The sequence below is a fragment of the Exiguobacterium sp. s152 genome (genome assembly GCF_018618335.1).
Lineage (GTDB): Bacteria > Bacillota > Bacilli > Exiguobacteriales > Exiguobacteriaceae > Exiguobacterium > Exiguobacterium chiriqhucha.
The window spans coordinates 232,738-253,595 of sequence record NZ_JACSLX010000001.1 but is presented as its reverse complement, the minus strand read 5'-3'; the positions used below and the strand labels follow the sequence as shown (position 1 = coordinate 253,595).

At 52.2% G+C, this 20,858-nt stretch carries 18 protein-coding genes; 14 read left to right on the top strand and 4 right to left on the bottom strand.

Annotated features, from left to right (window positions below; translation table 11 throughout):
• Positions 1-205 precede the first annotated feature (205 nt).
• The 9 genes from glyQ (at position 206) to KNP72_RS01310 (ending at position 10,087) form a co-directional block, all read left to right on the top strand.
• Positions 206-1,099, top strand: a complete 894-nt coding sequence (gene glyQ / locus KNP72_RS01350) for a glycine--tRNA ligase subunit alpha (protein ID WP_370447070.1) — start codon at positions 206-208, stop codon at positions 1,097-1,099.
• Positions 1,092-3,146 carry a glycine--tRNA ligase subunit beta gene (glyS, locus tag KNP72_RS01345; protein WP_214831870.1) on the top strand — a complete coding sequence of 685 codons (2,055 nt, stop codon included), beginning with the start codon at positions 1,092-1,094 and terminating at the stop codon, positions 3,144-3,146. Before glyQ ends, glyS begins: the two co-directional genes overlap by 8 nt.
• Before the next feature lie 21 nt (positions 3,147-3,167).
• Positions 3,168-3,797, top strand: a complete 630-nt coding sequence (gene ccpN / locus KNP72_RS01340) for a transcriptional regulator CcpN (protein WP_021065695.1) — start codon at positions 3,168-3,170, stop codon at positions 3,795-3,797.
• Positions 3,784-4,632 (top strand): pyruvate, water dikinase regulatory protein, encoded by an 849-nt coding sequence (locus KNP72_RS01335; RefSeq protein WP_214831869.1) that lies wholly within the window; start codon positions 3,784-3,786, stop codon positions 4,630-4,632. Before ccpN ends, KNP72_RS01335 begins: the two co-directional genes overlap by 14 nt.
• Before the next feature lie 107 nt (positions 4,633-4,739).
• Positions 4,740-6,560 carry a DNA primase gene (gene dnaG, locus KNP72_RS01330; protein ID WP_353048062.1) on the top strand — a complete coding sequence of 607 codons (1,821 nt, stop codon included), beginning with the start codon at positions 4,740-4,742 and terminating at the stop codon, positions 6,558-6,560.
• Positions 6,561-6,595: 35 nt separating this feature from the next.
• Positions 6,596-7,690 carry an RNA polymerase sigma factor RpoD gene (rpoD, locus tag KNP72_RS01325; protein WP_021065698.1) on the top strand — a complete coding sequence of 365 codons (1,095 nt, stop codon included), beginning with the start codon at positions 6,596-6,598 and terminating at the stop codon, positions 7,688-7,690.
• 132 nt (positions 7,691-7,822) lie between these two features.
• Positions 7,823-8,161: a cytochrome c550 gene (gene cccA, locus KNP72_RS01320; RefSeq protein ID WP_021065699.1), complete on the top strand. Its 339-nt coding sequence runs from the start codon at positions 7,823-7,825 to the stop codon at positions 8,159-8,161.
• A gap of 97 nt (positions 8,162-8,258) precedes the next feature.
• The gene (locus KNP72_RS01315; protein WP_214717404.1) at positions 8,259-8,975 is read left to right on the top strand and encodes a tRNA (adenine(22)-N(1))-methyltransferase; all 717 of its coding nucleotides are present in this window, start codon (positions 8,259-8,261) and stop codon (positions 8,973-8,975) included.
• Complete coding sequence (locus KNP72_RS01310; protein ID WP_214831868.1) at positions 8,975-10,087, top strand: Nif3-like dinuclear metal center hexameric protein; 1,113 nt, start codon at positions 8,975-8,977, stop codon at positions 10,085-10,087. The genes KNP72_RS01315 and KNP72_RS01310 overlap by 1 nt, the downstream gene beginning before the upstream one ends.
• Before the next feature lie 42 nt (positions 10,088-10,129).
• Here the strand turns inward: KNP72_RS01310 and KNP72_RS01305 are convergent, their stop codons facing one another.
• Positions 10,130-11,083, bottom strand: a complete 954-nt coding sequence (locus tag KNP72_RS01305; RefSeq protein ID WP_214717396.1) for a 4-hydroxy-3-methylbut-2-enyl diphosphate reductase — start codon at positions 11,081-11,083, stop codon at positions 10,130-10,132.
• 120 nt (positions 11,084-11,203) lie between these two features.
• Between KNP72_RS01305 and KNP72_RS01300 the strand changes: the two genes are divergently transcribed.
• The 5 genes from KNP72_RS01300 (at position 11,204) to KNP72_RS01280 (ending at position 16,856) form a co-directional block, all read left to right on the top strand.
• Entirely contained in the window at positions 11,204-12,967 is a 1,764-nt protein-coding gene (locus KNP72_RS01300; protein ID WP_214831867.1) for an ATP-binding protein, read from the top strand.
• On the top strand, positions 12,964-13,902 hold the full coding sequence (locus KNP72_RS01295; protein ID WP_029595230.1) for a sugar ABC transporter substrate-binding protein: 939 nt from the start codon (positions 12,964-12,966) through the stop codon (positions 13,900-13,902). The genes KNP72_RS01300 and KNP72_RS01295 overlap by 4 nt, the downstream gene beginning before the upstream one ends.
• 52 nt (positions 13,903-13,954) lie before the next feature.
• A complete protein-coding gene (locus tag KNP72_RS01290) occupies positions 13,955-15,307 on the top strand; it encodes a DEAD/DEAH box helicase (protein ID WP_418508283.1) in 1,353 nt (450 codons plus the stop codon).
• A gap of 81 nt (positions 15,308-15,388) precedes the next feature.
• Complete coding sequence (locus KNP72_RS01285; protein ID WP_214831865.1) at positions 15,389-16,291, top strand: deoxyribonuclease IV; 903 nt, start codon at positions 15,389-15,391, stop codon at positions 16,289-16,291.
• Position 16,292: 1 nt separating this feature from the next.
• The gene (locus tag KNP72_RS01280; protein ID WP_214718334.1) at positions 16,293-16,856 is read left to right on the top strand and encodes a hypothetical protein; all 564 of its coding nucleotides are present in this window, start codon (positions 16,293-16,295) and stop codon (positions 16,854-16,856) included.
• Positions 16,857-16,890: 34 nt separating this feature from the next.
• Here KNP72_RS01280 and KNP72_RS01275 read toward each other — a convergent pair whose 3' ends face one another.
• The 3 genes from KNP72_RS01275 to KNP72_RS01265 all read right to left on the bottom strand — a co-directional run bounded on the left by KNP72_RS01275 (position 16,891) and on the right by KNP72_RS01265 (position 20,848).
• Positions 16,891-17,061 (bottom strand): DUF1427 family protein, encoded by a 171-nt coding sequence (locus tag KNP72_RS01275; protein ID WP_021065708.1) that lies wholly within the window; start codon positions 17,059-17,061, stop codon positions 16,891-16,893.
• A 92-nt stretch (positions 17,062-17,153) separates the two neighbouring features.
• Entirely contained in the window at positions 17,154-19,319 is a 2,166-nt protein-coding gene (locus KNP72_RS01270) for an RNA degradosome polyphosphate kinase (protein WP_214831864.1), read from the bottom strand.
• A complete protein-coding gene (locus KNP72_RS01265; protein WP_214831862.1) occupies positions 19,316-20,848 on the bottom strand; it encodes a Ppx/GppA family phosphatase in 1,533 nt (510 codons plus the stop codon). The genes KNP72_RS01270 and KNP72_RS01265 overlap by 4 nt, the downstream gene beginning before the upstream one ends.
• Positions 20,849-20,858: the final 10 nt, after the last annotated feature.

The following is a 20,858-nucleotide window of genomic DNA, read 5'->3' as shown; positions in this document are numbered from 1 at the left end:
TACCGCGGGTGCAGCGAGTTCGGGAAGGTGGAAGCCGAACGCCAGGTTGAAGTGAATGGCAATTCCAGAGCGCCCACAATCCAAAGAGTGGCCTCATCTCGAGGCAAGTAGGGTGGAACCGCGGGTAATCCCGTCCCTATGTGCATGGCACATAGGGGCGTTTTTTGTCGTTTCAATACTTTTGGAGGTGTCACATATGAAACACATGACCGTGCAAGAAATTATTTTGACGTTACAAAATTTCTGGGCGTCGAAAGGCTGTTTGACAATGCAAGCGTATGACGTTGAGAAAGGGGCTGGCACGATGAACCCGATGACGTTCCTACGTAGTCTCGGACCCGAGCCGTGGAACGTCTGTTACACAGAGCCATCACGTCGTCCGGCGGATGGACGGTACGGAGAAAACCCGAACCGCTTGTATCAGCATCACCAATTCCAAGTCATCATGAAGCCGTCGCCAAGCAACATCCAAGAGCTTTACTTAGAGAGCTTAGAGTTGATCGGGATCAACCCGCTCGAGCACGACATCCGTTTCGTCGAAGACAACTGGGAGAACCCGACGTTCGGTGCGGCCGGACTCGGTTGGGAAGTCTGGTTGAACGGGATGGAAATCACTCAGTTCACGTATTTCCAACAAGTCGGTGGCATCGAGTGCGATCCGATTGCCGTCGAGATTACGTACGGTCTTGAACGTCTTGCGTCATATATCCAAGAAGTCGAAAGCGTGTTTGACCTCGTCTGGACAGACGGATTCAAATATGGCGATATCTTCTATCAGCCGGAATTCGAACATTCAAAATATACGTTCGAGCTCTCGGACGTCGATATGTTGTTCACATTGTTCGATACGTATGAAAAAGAAGCGAAGCGTGCCTTGGACGAAAACCTCGTCTTCCCGGCTTACGACTATATCCTTAAATGTTCGCATACGTTCAACCTTCTCGATGCGAAAGGCGCCATCTCGGTGACAGAACGGACCGGTTTCATCCAACGCGTCCGTAACATGTCCCGTGCCTGTGCCGCCAAATTTATCGAAGAGCGGGAACGTCTCGGTTTCCCACTTTTGAACCAACAGAAAGCAGGTGCCCTTGATGCGTGACCTTTTATTAGAAATCGGACTTGAAGAATTACCAGCCCAATACGTCCTCCGTTCAGAAAAACAATTGGCGGAACGCGTAACTACCTTCTTGACGGAAGCCCGTGTCCAATTCGGTGCCATCACCGTTTATTCGACACCGCGCCGCCTCGCCGTTCTCGTCAAAGATGTGGAAGAGAACCAACAAGATTTGACGGAGACGCTTCGCGGACCAGCGAAAAAGATTGCCCAAGACGCTGAAGGAAACTGGTCGAAAGCAGCCGCCGGCTTTGCCCGTGGCCGCGGTCTATCGGTCGACGACTTGTACTTCGCCGAAGAGAAAGGTGTCGAGTACGTCTTCGCCGACCGTCATGAATCAGGTCAACCGACGAGCACGTTGCTCCCAGCACTCGAAGACGTCGTCCGTGGCATGACGTTCCCGAAAAACATGAAATGGGGAACGAGCAGCCTACGCTATATGCGTCCGATTCGTTGGCTCGTCGCCTTGTTCGGTGCCGAACAAATTGATTTCGAAATCGAAGGCGTGAAGACGGGGAACGTGACGCGTGGTCACCGTTTCTTGAGTAAGGGTGACGTCGTCATCACGGAACCGGCTGCCTACGCTGAGACGCTTGAACGCGAGTTCGTTGTCGCTTCGTACGAAGACCGGAAAGGGCGCATCGAACGTCAAATCGAGGAGTTGGCTTCAGAACAGGGTTGGACCGTGCCGCTCGATGCCTCGTTGCTCGAAGAAGTGACGAACCTCGTCGAGTGGCCGACAGCGCTATTCGGTGAATTCGATGCCCGTTATCTCGAACTTCCAGAAGAAGTCTTGATTACGACGATGAAAGAACATCAGCGCTATTTCCCGGTTTATATCGGTGAAACGCTCAAAAACTATTTCGTGACCGTCCGTAACGGAAATGCTGAACACCTTCAAAACGTTGCCAAAGGGAACGAGAAGGTCATCCGGGCCCGCTTGGCAGATGCCGTTTTCTTCTATGAGGAAGACCAAAAGACGAAGATTGACGAACAACTCGTCCGTCTCGACCGCATCGTCTTCCATGAGAAGTTGGGTACGACAGGAGACAAGGTCCGTCGCGTCGAACAGCTCGCAGGAACGCTTGCGCCATTGTTCAATGCGGATGCAGCCAAAGTGGCGCGTGCCGGTGCCATCCATAAATTCGACCTCGTCAGCCAAATGGTGTATGAGTTCACAGAACTTCAAGGAGTGATGGGTGAGAAGTATGCGCTCCAACAAGGTGAGGACGCGGAAGTGGCCGCGGCGATCCGTGAGCACTACATGCCGCGCTTTGCTGGTGATGCCTCGCCGGCGACATCGACGGGTGCCGTACTCGCACTCGCCGATAAACTGGATTCGATTGCTGCCTTCTTCGGAATCGGCATGATCCCGAGCGGTTCACAAGATCCGTTTGCGCTCCGTCGCCAAGCCCAAGGGGTCGTTCAAATTTTGGCGGATTGGAAGATTGCCTTGCCACTCGACAAATTACTTTCACAAGTTGTCGATTCGCAACTTCAGGCAGGACTTTACGATGCCGATAAAGAACAAGTCAAGGCGCAACTCGAGGACTTCTTCATGCTTCGCTTGAAGTATCGTCTGCAAGAGCGACAAGTCCGTTATGACGTCATTGACGCCGTCTTGACGACTGGCCTTGCGATCGACCGACTCGATGCGAGAGCGGATGCGGTTCAAGCCATGCTCGCGAGCGAGGCGAAACTGCTCATCGAACAATTGACACGCGTCGTCAACATCGCTAAAAAAGGCGAGGCCGGGGACGTCGATCCGTCATTGTTTGAAAATACGGAGGAGAAAGAACTCCACGCTGCCATCGAAGCGACGTTACCGGAGACGGAACGCGCGGTCGAGGCGGGCGACTATCATCAAGCAATCACATCATTGCGCGCCCTAGAACATCCGATTAGCGCTTATTTTGAAAATACAATGGTCATGAGCGATGTCGAGGCGATTCGCGAGAACCGTCTGCGCGAGATGAAGCGACTCGCTGCGACAATCGAGAATGTCGCCGATTTTAGCGCGCTCGTACTCTGACCAAACTTGAGGGGGTTGGCTATGCAGCTGAATGAACGCCAACAGAAGATCGTTGAAATCGTAAGGGTCAACGGACCAATCACGGGGGAGCAGATCGCCCAAGAGCTATCGCTCACCCGGGCCACGCTCCGACCGGACCTTGCCATTTTGACGATGACTGGAATACTAGAAGCCCGACCGCGTGTCGGCTACACGTTCGTCGGCAAACGAAACTCATCCCTGCTTCGGGAAAAGCTTGACTCGTTGACGGTCGGAGACTTCATGTCGTCGGCGAAAGTCGTCAGTAACGAGATGACGGTGTATGACGCTGTCGTGACGTTGTTCTTGGAAGACGTCGGCTCGCTGTTTGTCGTCGGGAAAGACAATGAGCTCGTCGGCGTCCTATCGCGTAAAGACTTACTCCGGGCTGCCATCGGTAATCAAGATCTCGATCAATTGCCGGTCAACGTCATCATGACCCGGATGCCGAACATCACGGTATGCGAGAAGGGTGAGACGTTGATTCGGGCCGGAATGAAGTTGATCGAGAAGCAAATCGATGCCATGCCGGTCGTTGAAGAGAAGGATGGCAAGCTGATCGTTCTCGGTCGCATGACGAAGACGAACATGACGAAAGTATTGATCGCGCTCGCTAACGATGAGTCGTTCTGAGGAGGAATCTGGTTTGACACTGACACAAAAACAACTCGTATTTGTCGTGAGCGATTCAGTCGGCGAGACGTGTGAACTCGTCGTCCGGGCCGCGAGCATCCAATTCCATGAGAATGCGATTGAGACGCTTCGCATCCCGTTCGTCGAAGATGGACAGACGATTCACGACGTCGTGACTCAAGCGCGTGCCCAAGGAGCGGTCATCGCCTTCACGTTGGTCAATGAAGAACACCGGTCGTTACTCGTCCGTCTCGGACAAGAGTACGGTGTGAAGACGGTCGATTTGCTCGGGGATTTGCTCGATGTGCTCGCTGGTAAACTCGGTGAGAGTCCGCGCGAAAAACCAGGACTCATCTATCGTTTGGACGAAGATTATTTTCGGAAAATCGAAGCGATGGAGTTCGCGGTCAAGTACGATGACGGACGTGATCCGCGCGGGTTGAAAAAGGCGGACATCGTCCTCGTCGGCGTCTCACGGACGTCGAAGACACCGCTCTCGCAGTATTTGGCCCTGAAGCGCTATAAGGTCGCGAACGTGCCGCTCGTGCCGGAGTCACGCCCGCCGGAAGAACTGTTTGAATTGCCGCCTGACAAGTGTGTCGGCTTGATTATCTCACCTGACAAATTGATTTCGATTCGGATGGAACGGTTGAAATCGCTCGGATTAAAACCCGAGGCCGATTACGCCCAACTCGAACGGATTAACCGGGAGCTCGAATACGCCCGTGGGATTTACGAGCGGATCGGTTGTGAGGTCATCGATGTGACGAACAAGGCCGTCGAAGAGACGGCTGGCATCATTTTACGGATGCTCGATCAATCAAAAGAGGATTGAGCACTCGGATTAGTAATCGACTGGTGATAACGGTATAATAGAGTACTGACATGACATTGAAACGGAACGTGGTGAACGTTCCGTTTCGTTGCGAGTTTGGATAGGGAGTGGTCAAGTTGCCGCGCATACCGGATGAAGTCATTGCGGAAGTAAAACAAGCCACAGATATCGTTGATTTAATTAGTGAACGCGTTGAATTGAAGAAGCAAGGACATCGTCTCGTCGGGCTTTGCCCGTTCCACTCGGAGAACAGCCCATCGTTCTCCGTGTCCCCGGAGAAAGGGATGTATCACTGTTTCGGATGCGGCGCCGGCGGGAACGTGTTCACGTTCGTCATGGAGACGGAAGGACTATCGTTTCCAGAGACGATTGAACGCCTCGCCACGCGAGCGAATATCGCAATCGAAGGTGGCGTGTCGGGCGACGAGGAATTGTCGCGTGACCAAGTCCTCCGTAAACAGATGCGCGATGCGCATCGGGTCGTGGCCGACTTGTATCACGAGGTGTTGATGAAGACCGAGGCGGGCGAAGTCGGATTGACGTATTTGCAGCAGCGCGGTTTAGAGGAGTCGACGATCGGTCAGTATAAGATTGGTTACGCGCCCGACCATCGCCGATTCACCGTGGATTCATTAGAACGAAGAGGTTTCGACCTCGAGGTTATGGTAGAAGCGGGATTGATTTCTAAGTCTAGATCCGGTGAATATTTCGACCGGTTCGAAGGCAGAGTCGTCTTTCCGATTGCGGATCGAGACGGCACAATCGTCGGATTTAGCGGACGGGCGATCGATGAGCGACAGCCAAAGTACGTCAATACAGCGGATACTCCGTTATTCAATAAGAGTGAACTCTTATTCGGGTTCTCACAGGCCCGCGCCACGATGCGCAAACAAAAACGTGTCTTGCTCGTCGAAGGAAACGTCGACGTCTTGCAAGTCGCGCAAGCCGGGACGAAAGAAGTCGTCGCCTCGCTCGGGACGGCGTTCTCGTCCCAACATGCCCGCGCCTTGGCCCGTATGGTCGAAGAAGTCATCATTTGTTACGACGGCGATACGGCCGGACAGGAAGCGACGATGAAAGTCGTCCGCTTGCTCGAAGGTTATCCGCTCGACGTGCAAGTGTTGATGTTACCTGAGAAGACCGACCCGGACGATTACATTCGGACGAACGGGGCGGAACAGTGGCGTAAATTGGTCGAATCGGAACGGTTGTCCGTCCTCGATTTCATGAACCGCACGCTCCGGCGTGGGAAAAACATGAATCGAGAAGGAGAACGGATACGGTTTATTGAATCTATGCTTGTGGAAATTAGTAAAACGGATAACTCGATTCGCCGTGACCTGTACGTGAAGAAGCTGGCCAACGAATTTGAGATTCCGGTCGAGACGTTATTGTCGCGGATGCCGAAGACGTCTTCGAAAGAAGCCGTCCCACAGCCCGTCCGCGAACCGGAGCCGGTCCGCCGGCGTTCGTCTAAAGCGAACGAGCCACGCTACGTCAAAGCGGAGAAGTTATTGCTGCGGGCAATGTTGAGTGGACCGGAACGGGTTCGTTTCGTCCGGGACCGTCTCGGCCTGTCCTATCAGGACGAGGTGCACCGCATGTTGGCGACGGCATTGTATGAAATCGTCTCCGAGGACATGACACACGAGGAGTTCGAACAAGTCGCCCCCCCGTTCATGGAACGATATTGTGACCAACGTCCGGACTTTGCGAATCGTTATGCCGAGATTCGACTCATGGCCGCACCGGATGAACTGACCGAAGAGGTTTTAGATGAATACATTAAGGTCATAAACAGTTATGAGGAACAGCGTCAAATCGAGCGGGCGAAAAGGGAAATCGGACAAGATGCCGAAAGTATAGTAGACCAGGCATCCAAGTTACAAGAATTGATTACCCGGAGTCGTCGGCTTCGTGAACGATGAACGTGGAGGAAGTTTGGAAGGAGTTGAACTGCTAGATGGCAGAGAAGAAAAAAGAGGATTTATTTAACGCCATAGAGGAACTTGAGAAATTAGGGAAGAAAAAAGGCGTCGTATCGATGCAGGAGATTCAAGATCGCCTCAGCCATTTTGAGGTAGACTCAGACTTTATCGATAACTTCATCGAAGATTTAGAAGGTAAAGATATCCGCGTCACAGAAGATGCGGCCGATGCCGAAGAGACGCCATCGAAAAAAGAAGACGAAGAGGTCGATTTGAACGACCTATCTGTCCCACCGGGCATTAAAATCAATGACCCGGTCCGCATGTACTTGAAAGAAATCGGACGCGTCGATCTTCTTAGCGCGAAAGATGAGACTGAACTCGCGAAGCGGATTGAACAAGGCGATGAAGAGGCGAAGAAACGCCTCGCCGAAGCCAACCTCCGTCTCGTTGTCTCGATTGCGAAACGTTATGTCGGGCGCGGCATGCTCTTCCTCGACTTGATTCAAGAAGGAAACATGGGCCTCATTAAAGCCGTCGAGAAGTTCGACTATATGAAAGGGTTCAAGTTCTCGACATATGCGACGTGGTGGATTCGTCAAGCAATCACACGAGCCATCGCGGACCAAGCCCGTACAATCCGGATTCCGGTTCACATGGTCGAAACGATTAATAAATTGATTCGTGTTCAACGTCAATTGTTGCAAGACCTCGGACGCGAACCGTCGCCTGAAGAGATTGCCAAAGAGATGGAGCTCACACCTGAGAAGGTGCGTGAAATCTTGAAAATCGCTCAAGAGCCGGTGTCGCTTGAGACTCCGATTGGTGAAGAAGACGATTCACACCTCGGTGATTTCATTGAAGACCAAGATGCGATGGCTCCACAAGATGCCGCCGCGTATGAATTGCTTAAAGAACAACTCGAAGACGTGCTCGACACGCTCACGGACCGTGAAGAGAACGTACTCCGTCTCCGCTTCGGTCTCGATGACGGCCGTACGCGTACGCTTGAAGAAGTAGGTAAAGTGTTCGGTGTCACTCGTGAGCGGATTCGTCAAATCGAGGCGAAGGCACTTCGGAAACTTCGTCACCCGAGCCGTTCGAAACGCTTGAAAGACTTCCTCGATTAATTGTGTTTTTGAATAAAGTGTGAAGTTTTAGAAGAAAGGAAGGAAAATGAGTGATTTTCCTTCCTTCTTTATTATTTTTTGAGTAAAATAGTGATGGGTAGAAATTTGGAATGAACATGAGGGGGAAATGCAATGCGTAATCCATTGTTACCGTTTGCAGCGATTGCGATCGTCGCAATCATTGCCATGGTCTCATTATCGTATTTTGGCGTAAACCAAGCACAACAAGCTGCTGAAGGTCCGTCTGTCACTGAGATGAACCCAGAAGACTTGTATGCAGCTAAAGGTTGCACAGGTTGCCACGGTGGAAATCTCGAAGGAGGCGTCGGTCCTGCCTTGACTGGTGTCGGCGAACGTTTATCGGCTGAAGAGATCACGAACATCATCGTCAACGGTAAAGGTGCGATGCCAGCTGGCCTCGCCACTGCCGAAGAGGCGGACGTGCTCGCGACTTGGTTGCTCGAACAATAAGAGGGAAACGTACTCCTAGCGGGGTACGTTTTTTATTGTCCTGACTATCAATATTCGTTACCCTAATAGTGAAGAAGTAGAAAAAGGAGTTGTCCCTATGCAAGAACAAGTGACGTTAGACCGGCGGCTGAAGCAAGTCGTCGATTTCATCCCGAAAGGTAGCGTGGTGGCGGACATTGGATCTGACCACGCTTACGTGCCATGTTACCTCGTCCAACAAGGCATCGTCAATCGAGCCATCGCCGGCGAAGTGAACCGCGGACCGATGGAGGCGGCAAAAGCGCAAGTCGCGTTGATTGGCGCGACTGAACAGATTGACGTCCGTCTCGGTGACGGACTAGCCGTTCTCGAAGCAGATGAGGCGACTTGTATCTCAATCTGCGGGATGGGAGGAAGTTTGATTCGATCGATTTTAGAGAGTGGCCGTGACAAGTTAGGCGCGGTCGAACGGCTCGTCTTGCAACCGAATGTAGATGGACAACACGTCCGCGAATGGTTGCTCGACGCAGGCTTCGTGTTGATTGCTGAGTCCATCGTCGAAGAGAACGATAAAGTATATGAGATTCTCGTCGGCGAACGTGGTACGGAGACCCGCTATAGTTCGGATGAAGCGGAACGGGCTTGGCAGCTCATGTTCGGTCCTTACTTGCTCGAGACACGGCCTGAGGCGTTCAAGCTGAAATGGGGACGTGAAGCGGACAAGCTCGATTACGTGCTTGGTCAAATGGCTGAGGGGGCACAGACCGAGGCGCTCATCCAGAAGCAGGAGGAGTTCAAGACGTTACGTGACAAAATGAGAGAGGTGAGCAACTAATGGCGAACGGAAACCATGTCATCCAATTGTTTGACGAGTTTGCCCCGAAACATCTTGCCGTCGAGGGCGATAAAATCGGTCTCCAAATCGGTACGCTGAATAAGCCCATACATCGGGTCATGGTGACGCTCGACGTGCTCGAATCGGTCGTCGATGAGGCCATCGAACGGGACGTCGACTTGATTATCGCCCATCATCCACCGATTTTCAGTGCCCTAGAACAAGTGAACGACCGCAGTGCGGCAGGGCGCATCGTCATGAAATGCATTCGGCATGACATCGCTGTCTATGTGGCCCACACGAACTTGGACGTCTGCGAGGGCGGGGTCAACGACTGGATGAGTGAGGCACTCGGGTTGGTCGATCCGACGGTGCTCATCCCGACGTATGAAGAACCGGTATATAAACTGTCCGTGTTCGTCCCGACGACGCATCGGCAAGCCGTGTCGGATGCGCTTGGCCGGGCCGGAGCCGGTCGTCTCGGAGATTATGGGGACTGTCAGTTCACCGTCTCGGGAGAGGGTCAGTTCACGCCACTCGAAGGGTCGGACCCGTATCTAGGCCAACACGGCAAGACGGAACATGTCGAGGAAGTGAAAATCGAGACGATTGTCACGGAGAGCCAAAAGAAACGAGTACTCAAGGCAATGAGGGACACGCATCCATATGAAGAGGTCGCCTACGATTTGATTCGGGACGACATAGAGGGGCGTGTGTTCGGTCTCGGGCGCATTGGTCGTCTATCGACCCCGCTCACACTCGCTGCGTTCGCAGAGCACGTCAAGGCGAGTTTTGGCGTCGAAGCGGTGCGTATCGTTGGCGATCCGAACCGGACAATCGAGAAAGTGGCCGTCCTCGGTGGTGATGGGAACAAATACGTGTCGGCCGCCCATTTCAAAGGCGCGGACGTGTATGTGACGGGTGACTTGTATTTCCATGTGGCGCACGACGCGATGGCTCTCGGTCTTTCGGTCGTCGACCCGGGTCATCATGTCGAGAGTGTCATGAAGCAGGGAGTCGTCGACGTCATGCGGCAAAAAGGAGAACGTGCGAAGCTCGATGTCGAATTCTTCGTGTCCGAAGCCGATACGAATCCGTTTCGTTTCTATTGATTATGCGAAAACCCCGTCCTCTCACGAGGACGGGGTTTGATGTCACTTACGGAGCGCCTTCACTTTCGGGAGGATGCTACGGAGTTCGAGATAAGGGGTCTTGTCATGTGTGCTCAAATCGAGCGGGTCATATTGGCTCAGGAAGTCGATCACTTTCTTCGTGATCGGCGTCGGTGTAGACGCACCTGACGTGACGGCGACCGTCTCGACACCATCGAGCCAAGCAAGGTCGAGCTCGCTCAAATCACCGATGCGATAGGCATTCGTGCCGGCAATCTCTTTAGAAACTTGGGCCAGGCGGTTCGAGTTATTCGATTTCGGGTCGCCGACGACGATTAACAGTTCGCAATCGCCGGCTTGTTCGGCCACCGCTTCTTGACGGACTTGCGTCGCGTTACAGATTTCATTATGCACTTCGACATGCGGATAACGCTCTTGAATCATTTCAATCAAGGCCGAGACGTCCCATTGACTCATCGTCGTCTGGTTCGTGACGAGGATTTTCGTCTCATAGAGATGGGCTGGCAATGCCTCGAAATCCCGTTCATATTGTACGAGATGAACTTTGCCCGGGGCGACGCCCATGGCACCTTCTGGTTCCGGGTGTCCGTGCTTCCCGATATAGATGACCTCATAGTCGAGGGCCGTCTTTTCACGAATCAAATCGTGCGTGACCAAGACGTCTGGGCACGAAGCATCGACAATCGTCAATCCCTTCTCGATGGCACGTTTACGTACGAGCGGCGAGATGCCGTGAGCGGTAAAGACGACCGTACCGCGGTCGATGGTCTCGAGTGCTTTCATGCGATCCTCGCCGTCGACCGTCTTGACGCCGAGGTCCTCGAACGCTTGGGTGACATGTCGGTTATGGACGATCATGCCGAGTATATGGATAGGACGCGGTAAATCTGGGTTGGCCATCGCTTCGTTGGCGAGCTTCATGGCATCGACGACGCCGTAGCAGTATCCGCGTGGACTGATTTTTTTAACTTTCATTTTGTAAGGAACGCTCCTTTCGCGATGCTTTCATACGTATTAGTCTAACATTGTTTCGAAAATACGAAAAGAATTGCGTGTATTCATGCTATAATCTTAAGGTTAGAAAGGAGGGACACCGTGGAACGCGTGAGAACATTGCTTGAAGTTCGAAAATCGTACTTCTTTCAGATTACATTTATTATCTTCATTATACTAGGACTTGTCATCTCTTCACTAGCGTTCTCTGCCGATCGTGTGACGGTGTCCCGGGCGGAAGAGCTAGCGAAAGAACAATTTGATTATGCGATTGACGGGAGTATCGAGAACCTAGAGACGCGACTCGGTAAACTGTATGAAGACTTGGTCTATCTCGGCGCCTACGTCGGAAACGAGACGTATATCGAAGAACGGATTCGAACCGGCTATTTGAATCAGCGCACGAGCTTTACCTCGATTTTTTATTACGATTTACAGGACGATGCCTTTAAATGGTACTCGCAACGTCGAGTGCCGACCACGACACTGAAAGCCGATGCAAAGTTTAACGAAGTGCTCAACGGTGGAGGCAACGACTTATTCATGAGTGAACCGATTTCCATCTCCGGTGACGTCGGGACGTTTTTATACGTACCGGTCCTTGAGGATAACCGGTTGGTCGGGATGTTTGGCGGCAGCATCAGCGTGCTCAACTCCGATTTATATCGACGCATGCTCGAATCGGCGAACGACGATATGATTCTTTATTTGTTGAACGAGCGGGGCGAGGTGTTATCGACATCGTTCAATCTCGTCACAGACGCGGAACGTCGTCTGCCTCGCTCTATTATCGAGGCGACGGACGACTATTCGGTCCGGACGCTGTTCAGCACCGAGGATGACGTCATCATGTATGAACCGGACGCCCGTGTCACCGGCTGGAGCGTCCTCGCTAAACATAGTACCGATTCTGTGTACGAGGCGGTCTATGCGACGCGTTGGCAATATTTAATGATTACGCTCGTCACGTTCTTTTTAAGTATCATGGTCGGTTTGCTGTTGTCGAAGACGTTGACGAGCCCGCTCCTCGAGCTCGTGCAAAACATCAAGAAGCAGCAGTCGCTTGAACCGATTCAACTAGAACGGACCGGCTCCAAAGAAGTCGAGACGTTGCTTGATACGTATAACGACTATTCCCGCCGCATGGAGACGGCACGACGGGAACAGCTTAGCCAACAACAACTATTGCTCCAGCAAGAGAAGCTCGCCTCGCTCGGACAGCTGGCGGCCGGAATCGCTCATGAGATCCGTAACCCGCTCACACCTGTCCAAATCACGTTACAGATGGTGAAAGAAGGGCATAGCAGCCAAGAGATGCTTGACCTCGCCCTCTCAGAGCTCGACCGGGCCAACCATTTGATTACGACGATGCTAACGCTCGCCAAACCGGATCAGGCCAAACTGCAAGAAGAATGGCTCGATATGACAGAGTTTGCGAGTCGCCTTGAATTCTTGCTCGACGCCGAGTGTTATAAGCGGGTCACGAATTGGGAGTTGAACTTCCCGAACGACATGCCGCTGTTCTACTGCTCGAGCGACATGCTCATTCAAATCCTTTACAACTTGTTCAAAAATGCGGTCGAAGCCGTCGATTCGAAAGGGGCCGCCGGCAATGTCACGGTCACGATTCAATTCACGGAGCGGGATTATCGTTTCTTGATCAAGGATAACGGCATCGGTATGACCGAGGCTCAAGTCAAATCGGTCGGGTCGGCGTTTTACACGACGAAAGAGAACGGCAACGGCTTAGGTCTCTACATGATTCGCGAATACTTGAAAGCCGTGAACGGTGACATGGAAATCGAGAGCGTTGAAGGAGAAGGTACGGCCATGATGATTAAAATCCCAAGGCGGTCACACCCATGACGAAAGGATTCAAACATTACTGGCTATGGCTGCCTGTCGTCTGGGCGTTGACGATTTTACTGATCACATCAATTCAATTGCCGGAACAATCGAGCGAGAATAACGAAGTCGGTTTCGTCTTCGTCAGTGAGAAGCACGAACACGCCAATAAGTTACTGGCCGCTTTCGTCCGGACGGCGAACCAAAAAGGGTTCATCCCTGTCCCGACGACGAGCGAGGACTCACGGGTATTAGAGAAAGAGAAGTTGGATGCCTTGATTGACCGCGGGGTCGAAGCGATTTTTGTGACGACGCTCGACGAGGCGTTCATTCGTTCGTCGCTCGAGCGTGCCGAGCGGGAAGGCATTCCGATTATCGCGATTGACCGTATGATCGACCATGAGAGCGTTTTGACGTCCGTCATGTCCGACAATGTCGAAATCGGACGCATGGCTGCGAACCATATCGCCGCCCAACACGCCGGGCTAGACCGTCCGATTCGAGTTGTCGAAGTACGCGGGACGGCCAAGGTCCGCTCGACGATTGACCGAAGCCTCGGATTGACGGAATATGATAAGGCGAACGACAACCTTCAAGTCGTCGCCTCCATCACCGGAAACTATGATACGTTTCAAGCGGAGATCGAGATGTCACGTTGGCTCGAGTCCGACATCCCATTCGATGCCGTCTTCTCGCATAACGATGACAATACGTTCGGTGTCGTCCGTGCCCTTGAAAGTCATGGACTCAGCGACAAGACGCTCGTATCGGTCGACGGGGTGACGGGGATTTATCCGCTCATTCATAACGGCAAAGTAAATGCGACCGTCGTCCAATCTCCGAATGAGATGATCGAGGTCGGGTTCAAAGCGCTCGAACTATATTTGAGCGGCAAGAAAATCGCACCACACTACTACACATCGAGCTATTTGTATGAAGGGCTCGCAAAAGATTAATTGACAAATGATTAGATTCCGCTATGCTAGGAAAAGTGGAAAGAAACAGGAGGTGTATCGATTGAACAGCTTCCAACAGTTCAAATTGTTACCGTTTATCGTCGATGCCTTGACAGAAAAGCGCATCACAGTACCGACGGACATTCAGGCCCGGATTATCCCGGCTGCCATGAATGGCCGCGATATCATTGGGAAATCACAAACCGGAACGGGGAAGACGCTTGCGTTCCTCTTACCTATTTTAGAAGCAATCGATCCGAAAGAAGAATCGGTCCAAGCCATCGTCGTCGCACCGACGCGCGAACTCGCTTGGCAGATTCACGAAGAGTTGAAAACACTCCTCGTCAAACAGCCGGATTATATTAAGACAAGTCTGATTGTCGGAGGAACTGACCGGGAACGACAAATCGACAAGATGAAAAACCCACCACAACTGATCATCGGGACACCAGGTCGTTTGCTCGACTTGATGAAAGTCCAAGCGTTATTCCCGCACAAAGTCACGCACTTCGTCGTCGATGAAGCTGACCAAATGCTCGACATGGGCTTCTTGCCTGAAGTCGACCGTATCGCGCAGGCGTTGCCAGAAAAACTTCAAACGATGGTCTTCTCAGCGACAATCCCTGAGAAGTTACAGCCGTTCTTGAAGAAATACTTGCACGACCCACGCTACGCGGAAGCGAGTGAAGAGCACCGTGTCGTTCCGAAAATCAAGCATCACGTCATCCCGGTACGTCACCGTGACCGTAAGGCGTTGACGGTCGAAATCGCCAAAACGATTAACCCGTTCGTCTGTCTCGTGTTCACGAACACGAAACAGGATGCAGATGAGTTGGAGACTTCGTTCCGCGAGGCGGGACTCAACGTCGGCACGCTTCACGGGGACATGCAAGCTCGTCGCCGCAAGCAAGCCATCAAAGACATAAACGACGCGAAATATCAGTTCGTGATTGCCACCGACTTAGCAGCGCGCGGCATCGATATTAAAGGTGTATCGCACGTCATCAACTTCGGAATTCCGAAAGACCTCGACTTCTATACGCACCGTGTCGGCCGGACGGGCCGCGCCGGTGAGACGGGCGAAGCGTACACGTTATATGAAGATCACGAGAACGGTCCCATCAATCGACTCGAAGAGCGTGGTTTCACGTTCAAGCACGTCGATGTGAGGAACGGATCGCTCCAAGAGATTAAGACGCGCAAACGCCGCACGACCGACCGGAAGATGAAAGTCTCGCAAACGGCGCACAGCCGGATGGCGGGCGAAATCAAGAAGGCGAAGAAAAAGGTCAAGCCTGGTTACAAGAAGAAGTTCAAGTATAAGTTGAAAGAGACGGCCTCACGTGAGCATATGCAGAGCCAACGTAAGGAACGTCGCGAAGTTCGTAAGAAGAACCGTCGCTAAGCAAAAGAAGAATCGACTTCGTGGAGTCGATTCTTCTTTTTGTGTACACTAAAGACAGATGAGAATGAAGGAGAAATGACTATGTTAAAAATTGGTTCCCACGTTTCAGTTTCCGGTAAGAAGATGTTGCTCGCAGGTAGTGAGGAGGCCGTGTCTTACGGTGCCAATACGATGATGGTCTATACGGGTGCGCCCCAAAACACGCGTCGCAAACCGATTGAGGACTTGAATATCGAGGCGGCGCTCGTCCATATGGCGGCGCACGACATCGAGGAAATCGTTGTCCATGCCCCTTATATCATCAACTTAGGAAATACGACGAAACCGGAGACGTTCGAACTCGCCGTGTCATTCTTAGCAGCCGAGATTAAACGGGCCGAGGCGCTCCAAGTCGCGCGCCATGTCGTGCTCCATCCCGGTGCCCACGTCGGTGCCGGTGAAGAGGTCGGACTCGCCCGCATCATCGAGGGCTTGAACGAAGTGCTCACTGGCGATGAAACAGTTAAAATCGCGCTCGAGACGATGGCTGGGAAAGGCAGCGAGCTCGGCAAGACGTTCGAGGAGCTGGCGACCATCATCGATGGGGTGACGCATAACAATCGCCTGTCGGTCTGCTTCGATACGTGTCACGTTCATGACGCAGGTTACGACCTCGTCGGCGATTTGGACGGCGTCATCGAACAGTTCGAGCGAATCGTCGGACTCGAGCGTCTCGGTGTCATCCACGTCAACGATTCGAAGAACGTTCGTGGCGCGAAGAAAGACCGACATGAGAATATTGGATACGGGGAAATCGGATTCGAGACGTTGAACCGCATCATTCATCACGAGGCGTTCACCCACTTGCCGAAAATTTTAGAGACACCATATATTCCAATCAGTGAGAAGACGAAAGTGGCACCATACAAGCAGGAAATCGAGATGTTCCGGGCGAACCGCTTTGACGCCGAATGGCGCGAACAGTTTACGCTCGCGCACCAATAAGATGAGCCTCATTCGGATCGACCCGAACGTATATGATGTCTGGTCTGCGCTTCCGACATATTTTCAAGAAGCGAGCCCGTTTTATGTGGAAGGGCAAATTGACGAGGCGACAGCATGGATCGAGATTCTCGAGTATGGAATCGTGGCCGAAGTCGAAGTCATGCTCGTAGAGACGACGCAGCGCCCGTTTGACCGTTATTGGCGGATGGAGGCAACGCCCGAAGTGACGGCGTATAGTCTCGTTGATGTGGTCGGCCTCGACTTCCATCATCCGCTCCTCCGAGCCGGGATGTATGACGGGGATACTAACGATGTCATCCGCGCGAAATGGGAACAAGGATACCGCGTGCCTTCTGCCAAGTGGACCCGGGAGTCGTTTCGCGCCCACTTGGCAAACGAACAGGCGATGTTACAACTCGCCCCGACGACTGTCTGTGAGGCATGCGGGGATGATTTGAATCGTTTTGGAGCATTCGGGGTTCGTCTGATGGAGTATCATTTTGAAGCAGGAAGCGGCACATGGCTATGCCCCACGTGTCACAAAGCAAGACATTACGATATGTAAAAAAAAACGGAGCCCAGGGGCTTCGTTTTTTGAATTAAAATGGCCAGTTCGCGAGTGCGAATTGATATACTTTCATCCCAAGAAACACGCCGAAGATGCCGATGACACCAGGTAAAACGGGTGGAGCAGGGAGCGGCAACTTCAAAGCGGTGAAAATCATGCCACAAATAAGACCAGCGAGCAATGACAATAGGATTTCTTGCATGAATGATTCCTCCATAATCGAAATGAAAACGCTTTATTAACAGGTAACCGAATTCATTATACAATGTTCATTCTCGTTTGAGAAGTCTAACATCAGTCATCTGTCATTTTCTCATTTTCAGCTCGTAAGCGAAGGACTTCCCGTTCGGCCCAGTTCGAAGGTTCCCGTTCAAACACGCTCGGAATGTTGTTCCAGCGGCCGCCCGTGTATTGATGGATGATGATTTGTGATTGAATTTGTTCTTGTCCGGCTTCTTGTTTCAAATACACATAACTGCCGTCAGCACGCTGGATTCTGGCTTTCACGTTATCGACGAGTTGTAGCGCGAGTATGTCTTTAATATACGACTTATGTCCCGCATCGAGGATTGGGAATAGAATCTCAATCCGTTTGTGCATGTTACGGGTCATCCAGTCGGCAGAGGAACAATATAAGTCTTCTTTCCCGTTTTGATAGAAGTAGAAGATACGCGAGTGTTCCAAATAGCGATCGATGATGGAGATGACACGGATGTTTTCCGAGATGCCTTTAATGCCCGGACGCAGACAACAGATGCCGCGGATGATTAAATCGATTTTGACGCCGGCCTGTGAGGCGTCGTATAGTTTCGTGATAATTGGCTTGTCGGTAATCGAGTTCATCTTGGCGACGATGCGGCCGTTACCGAATTTCTCGTGCAGTTTAATTTCGTCCTCAATCTTTTGAAGGAAGAAGTCGTGCATGTCGTCCGGTGACGTCTCGAATTTATGCCACGACGGACGTTCTCCGTACCCCGAGAGCCAGTTGAAGAAGTTGGTCGCGTCTTCGGCGAGCTCTTCGTTCGTTGTCAACAAGCCGATGTCCGTGTACAGCTTGGCGGTCGAGTCGTTATAGTTGCCGGTACCGAGATGGACGAACCGTTGCAAGACGCCGCCTTCAAGAATACGGACGACGAGCGTAATTTTCGAGTGCGTCTTTAACTCTTTATAGCCATAAATGACGTGGGCGCCGGCTTTCTCGAGCTGTTTTGCCCATTGAATATTCTTCTCCTCATCGAACCTGGCCTTCAATTCGACGAGCACCGTCACTTGCTTCCCGCTCTCGGCGGCATCGGTCAGCGCCTTGATAATCGGCGAGTCACCGGACACCCGATATAACGTCTGCTTGATGGCGAGGACGTTCGGGTCTTTGGCCGCCTGGGCGATGAAGCGGACGACCGGGTCGAACGAATGGTACGGATGGTGGAGCAAGTAATCTTTTTTCAGTACCGCTTGGAACAAATCTTTCCCCGGTTCAAGTCCTTCCGGGACGAACGGAATGAGCGTCTCGTTAATCATCTCATCATACTCGATCCCGATTTTATTATAGACCCCGAACAAGAACGTCAAATCGATTGGACCATCGACGAGGAAGATGTCCCGGTCATGAAGGTCGAGCACGTCCTGGAGCATGAACAACAGCTCTTTACTGAGCGACCGTTGCTGCACCTCGAGCCGAATCGCGACCCCGTAGCGTCGTTTCTTCAACTCTTTCTCGATTTGTTTCAAGACGTCGCGGCTGCCTTCCTCATGGAACGGCATATCGGCGTTTCGGGTGATTCGGAACGGCATCGTCGACTCGACTTCGAACCCTTTGAACAACGAGTCGATGAACTGGATGATGACATCCTCGAGCAACATCAAGTCGGTATGGTCCTCATCCTCGGTCGGTAGCTCGAGATAGCGTGGCAAGACGGCCGGCACTTGGACGAGAGCGAGCCGTTTCTTGCCTTCATCGGTCGAGGCGATCTCGACGGCGATATTCAGTGATTTAGACAACAACATCGGGAACGGCCGGTAGGCGTCGACGGCAATCGGCGTCAAGACAGGGAAGACATGCGTCCGGAAATAGAGTTTGACGAACTCGAGTTGCGTCTTATTCAAATGTTTCGGCCGCAAGAAACGGACGTTCTCCGCGGCGAGCTGCTTGAGGATTTTCTTATATGTCGCGTACTGGACCTCGACGAGCTCTTGCGCCTTGATGGAGATGGCTTTGATTTGCTGCTTCGGCGTCAGACCGGCCTTGTCTTCCGGACGGTTGAAGCCGGCGAGCACCTCGTCCTTCAATCCGCCGAAACGGACCATATAAAACTCATCGAGGTTCGAGCTGAAGATGCCGAGAAACTTCAGCCGTTCCATGAGCGGATTGCGTTCGTCCATCGCTTCTTGCAAGACGCGTTCGTTGAAGCTCAGCCAGCTGAGCTCACGGTTATTGAAATGTTCGGGTAAGTAGATGGTCATGAATCTCTCTCCTCTACGCGTAACTCGATTGATTGGTCAATCGCACGTTCCAAATGTTTTTTATGGCGGATGCCGCGCTGCAGTTCAAAGCGCGGGGATGTGTGCGTATGAAGCGTGAAGACAAGTCCTTCCTCGGTCGAGGATACGTCGACGTTCTCTACGACTTGACGTTCGGTCAAATCGAGCGCGTCGACGAGCTTGACGATGGAGCCGAGCAGCTCTAAGCTCTTCAACATCTTCGAGTCGAACCATTCAGGGAAGCCTTCGATATGTTGTTTGAGCAGGCGTCGCGATTTATAGGACGTCACCAAGGCAAGGGCGAGCCGGTCCTCGTTGTTCATCCCTTTAAAATCGTTCGTCGTAATCAAGTGGAACGTGTGGTCGCTCTTGTTGTTATGGTCGATATATTCCCCGACATAAGCGAGCCGGCACGCCCCTTCTAAAAGACCGGGTTCGAACGGTTTCGGCTTAATCGTCTTTGTCTCAATCAAGCCGGTGTAGATTTGGCGGGCGAGATGAATCAAGTGTTGATGACGGACCAGGTCGACGGCATACTGCTTCTCGAAATACCGGAAACTTTCTTCTTTGACGTCACCGAAACGGACCAGATTGTTTTCCTTTAAGTAGTACTCATAGAACAAGCCCTCGCGTAGTCCGTTGTTGCTCATCATGAACTCAGGAACTTTCAAATACTTCGCCAGTTCATCGATGGCGGTCACGGCCGGGGCGATGATGTCCATCCGGTCCTTCGACAAACCGTCGAGACGCCCAAGTTGTTTCGGCGACATTTGTATGAGTTCGTCGACGACATCATGCAGGCGGTCGGCCCCGAGCGTGTATTGATGAATTCCCTCGAGTGGGAACAAGGACATCGACTGTTCGACCCGAACGAGGTTTCGAGCCGTGCCTCCGACACCGACGAGCGGTATACCGTGCGGCTCGAGCCAGTCGATCTCTTTGAACGACTTTTTCAAGAACGTCGTCAATTGTTTACGCTCGTCTTTCGTGAGCGTGTCACCCTTCATGAAGTCCTCGGTCAATGTGACGGCTCCGAACGGGAAGCTGTGATAGAAGACGAGTTCACGATCTTTGAAGTAGGTCACTTCCATTGAACCACCACCGATATCGACTGAATAGCCGTCCTCGATATACGTCGAGTTGATGATGGCCGAGTAGCCGTAAAACGCCTCCTCATAGTCGCTCAACAACCGAATCTCCATGCCGGTCGCTTGCCGGACTTCTTCTAAAATGGCCTCGGAATTGCTGGCGTTGCGGATGGCGGCCGTCGCGACGGGCAACACTTCTTTCACTTCGTGATGCTCGTTCAAGCGATTAAAGTGATTCAGCGTCTCGATGAGCGCCTCGATGCCAGACTCGGACAGTTCATTGTCATCGGTGATATGGCTCGACAGCCGTGCCACTTCTTTCACGTTCAACCGTTCAAAATACTGACCGTGGCCGTTCACTTCAAAAATGACGTTACGAATCGAGTTGGACCCGATATCGATGACTGCTAGTTTTTTCTCCACGGAAAAACCC

Excerpts from the sequence above, each read along its gene's own strand:
- cccA (WP_021065699.1), top strand. The coding sequence starts at position 7,823 with ATGCGTAATCCATTGTTACCGTTTGCAGCGATTGCGATCGTCGCAATC.
- KNP72_RS01315 (WP_214717404.1), top strand. The coding sequence starts at position 8,259 with ATGCAAGAACAAGTGACGTTAGACCGGCGGCTGAAGCAAGTCGTCGAT.
- KNP72_RS01295 (WP_029595230.1), top strand. The coding sequence starts at position 12,964 with ATGACGAAAGGATTCAAACATTACTGGCTATGGCTGCCTGTCGTCTGG.
- glyS (WP_214831870.1), top strand. The coding sequence starts at position 1,092 with ATGCGTGACCTTTTATTAGAAATCGGACTTGAAGAATTACCAGCCCAA.
- KNP72_RS01280 (WP_214718334.1), top strand. The coding sequence starts at position 16,293 with ATGAGCCTCATTCGGATCGACCCGAACGTATATGATGTCTGGTCTGCG.
- KNP72_RS01275 (WP_021065708.1), bottom strand. The coding sequence starts at position 17,061 with ATGCAAGAAATCCTATTGTCATTGCTCGCTGGTCTTATTTGTGGCATG.
- KNP72_RS01285 (WP_214831865.1), top strand. The coding sequence starts at position 15,389 with ATGTTAAAAATTGGTTCCCACGTTTCAGTTTCCGGTAAGAAGATGTTG.
- glyQ (WP_370447070.1), top strand. The coding sequence starts at position 206 with ATGACCGTGCAAGAAATTATTTTGACGTTACAAAATTTCTGGGCGTCG.
- KNP72_RS01310 (WP_214831868.1), top strand. The coding sequence starts at position 8,975 with ATGGCGAACGGAAACCATGTCATCCAATTGTTTGACGAGTTTGCCCCG.
- rpoD (WP_021065698.1), top strand. The coding sequence starts at position 6,596 with ATGGCAGAGAAGAAAAAAGAGGATTTATTTAACGCCATAGAGGAACTT.
- ccpN (WP_021065695.1), top strand. The coding sequence starts at position 3,168 with ATGCAGCTGAATGAACGCCAACAGAAGATCGTTGAAATCGTAAGGGTC.
- KNP72_RS01305 (WP_214717396.1), bottom strand. The coding sequence starts at position 11,083 with ATGAAAGTTAAAAAAATCAGTCCACGCGGATACTGCTACGGCGTCGTC.
- KNP72_RS01270 (WP_214831864.1), bottom strand. The coding sequence starts at position 19,319 with ATGACCATCTACTTACCCGAACATTTCAATAACCGTGAGCTCAGCTGG.
- KNP72_RS01335 (WP_214831869.1), top strand. The coding sequence starts at position 3,784 with ATGAGTCGTTCTGAGGAGGAATCTGGTTTGACACTGACACAAAAACAA.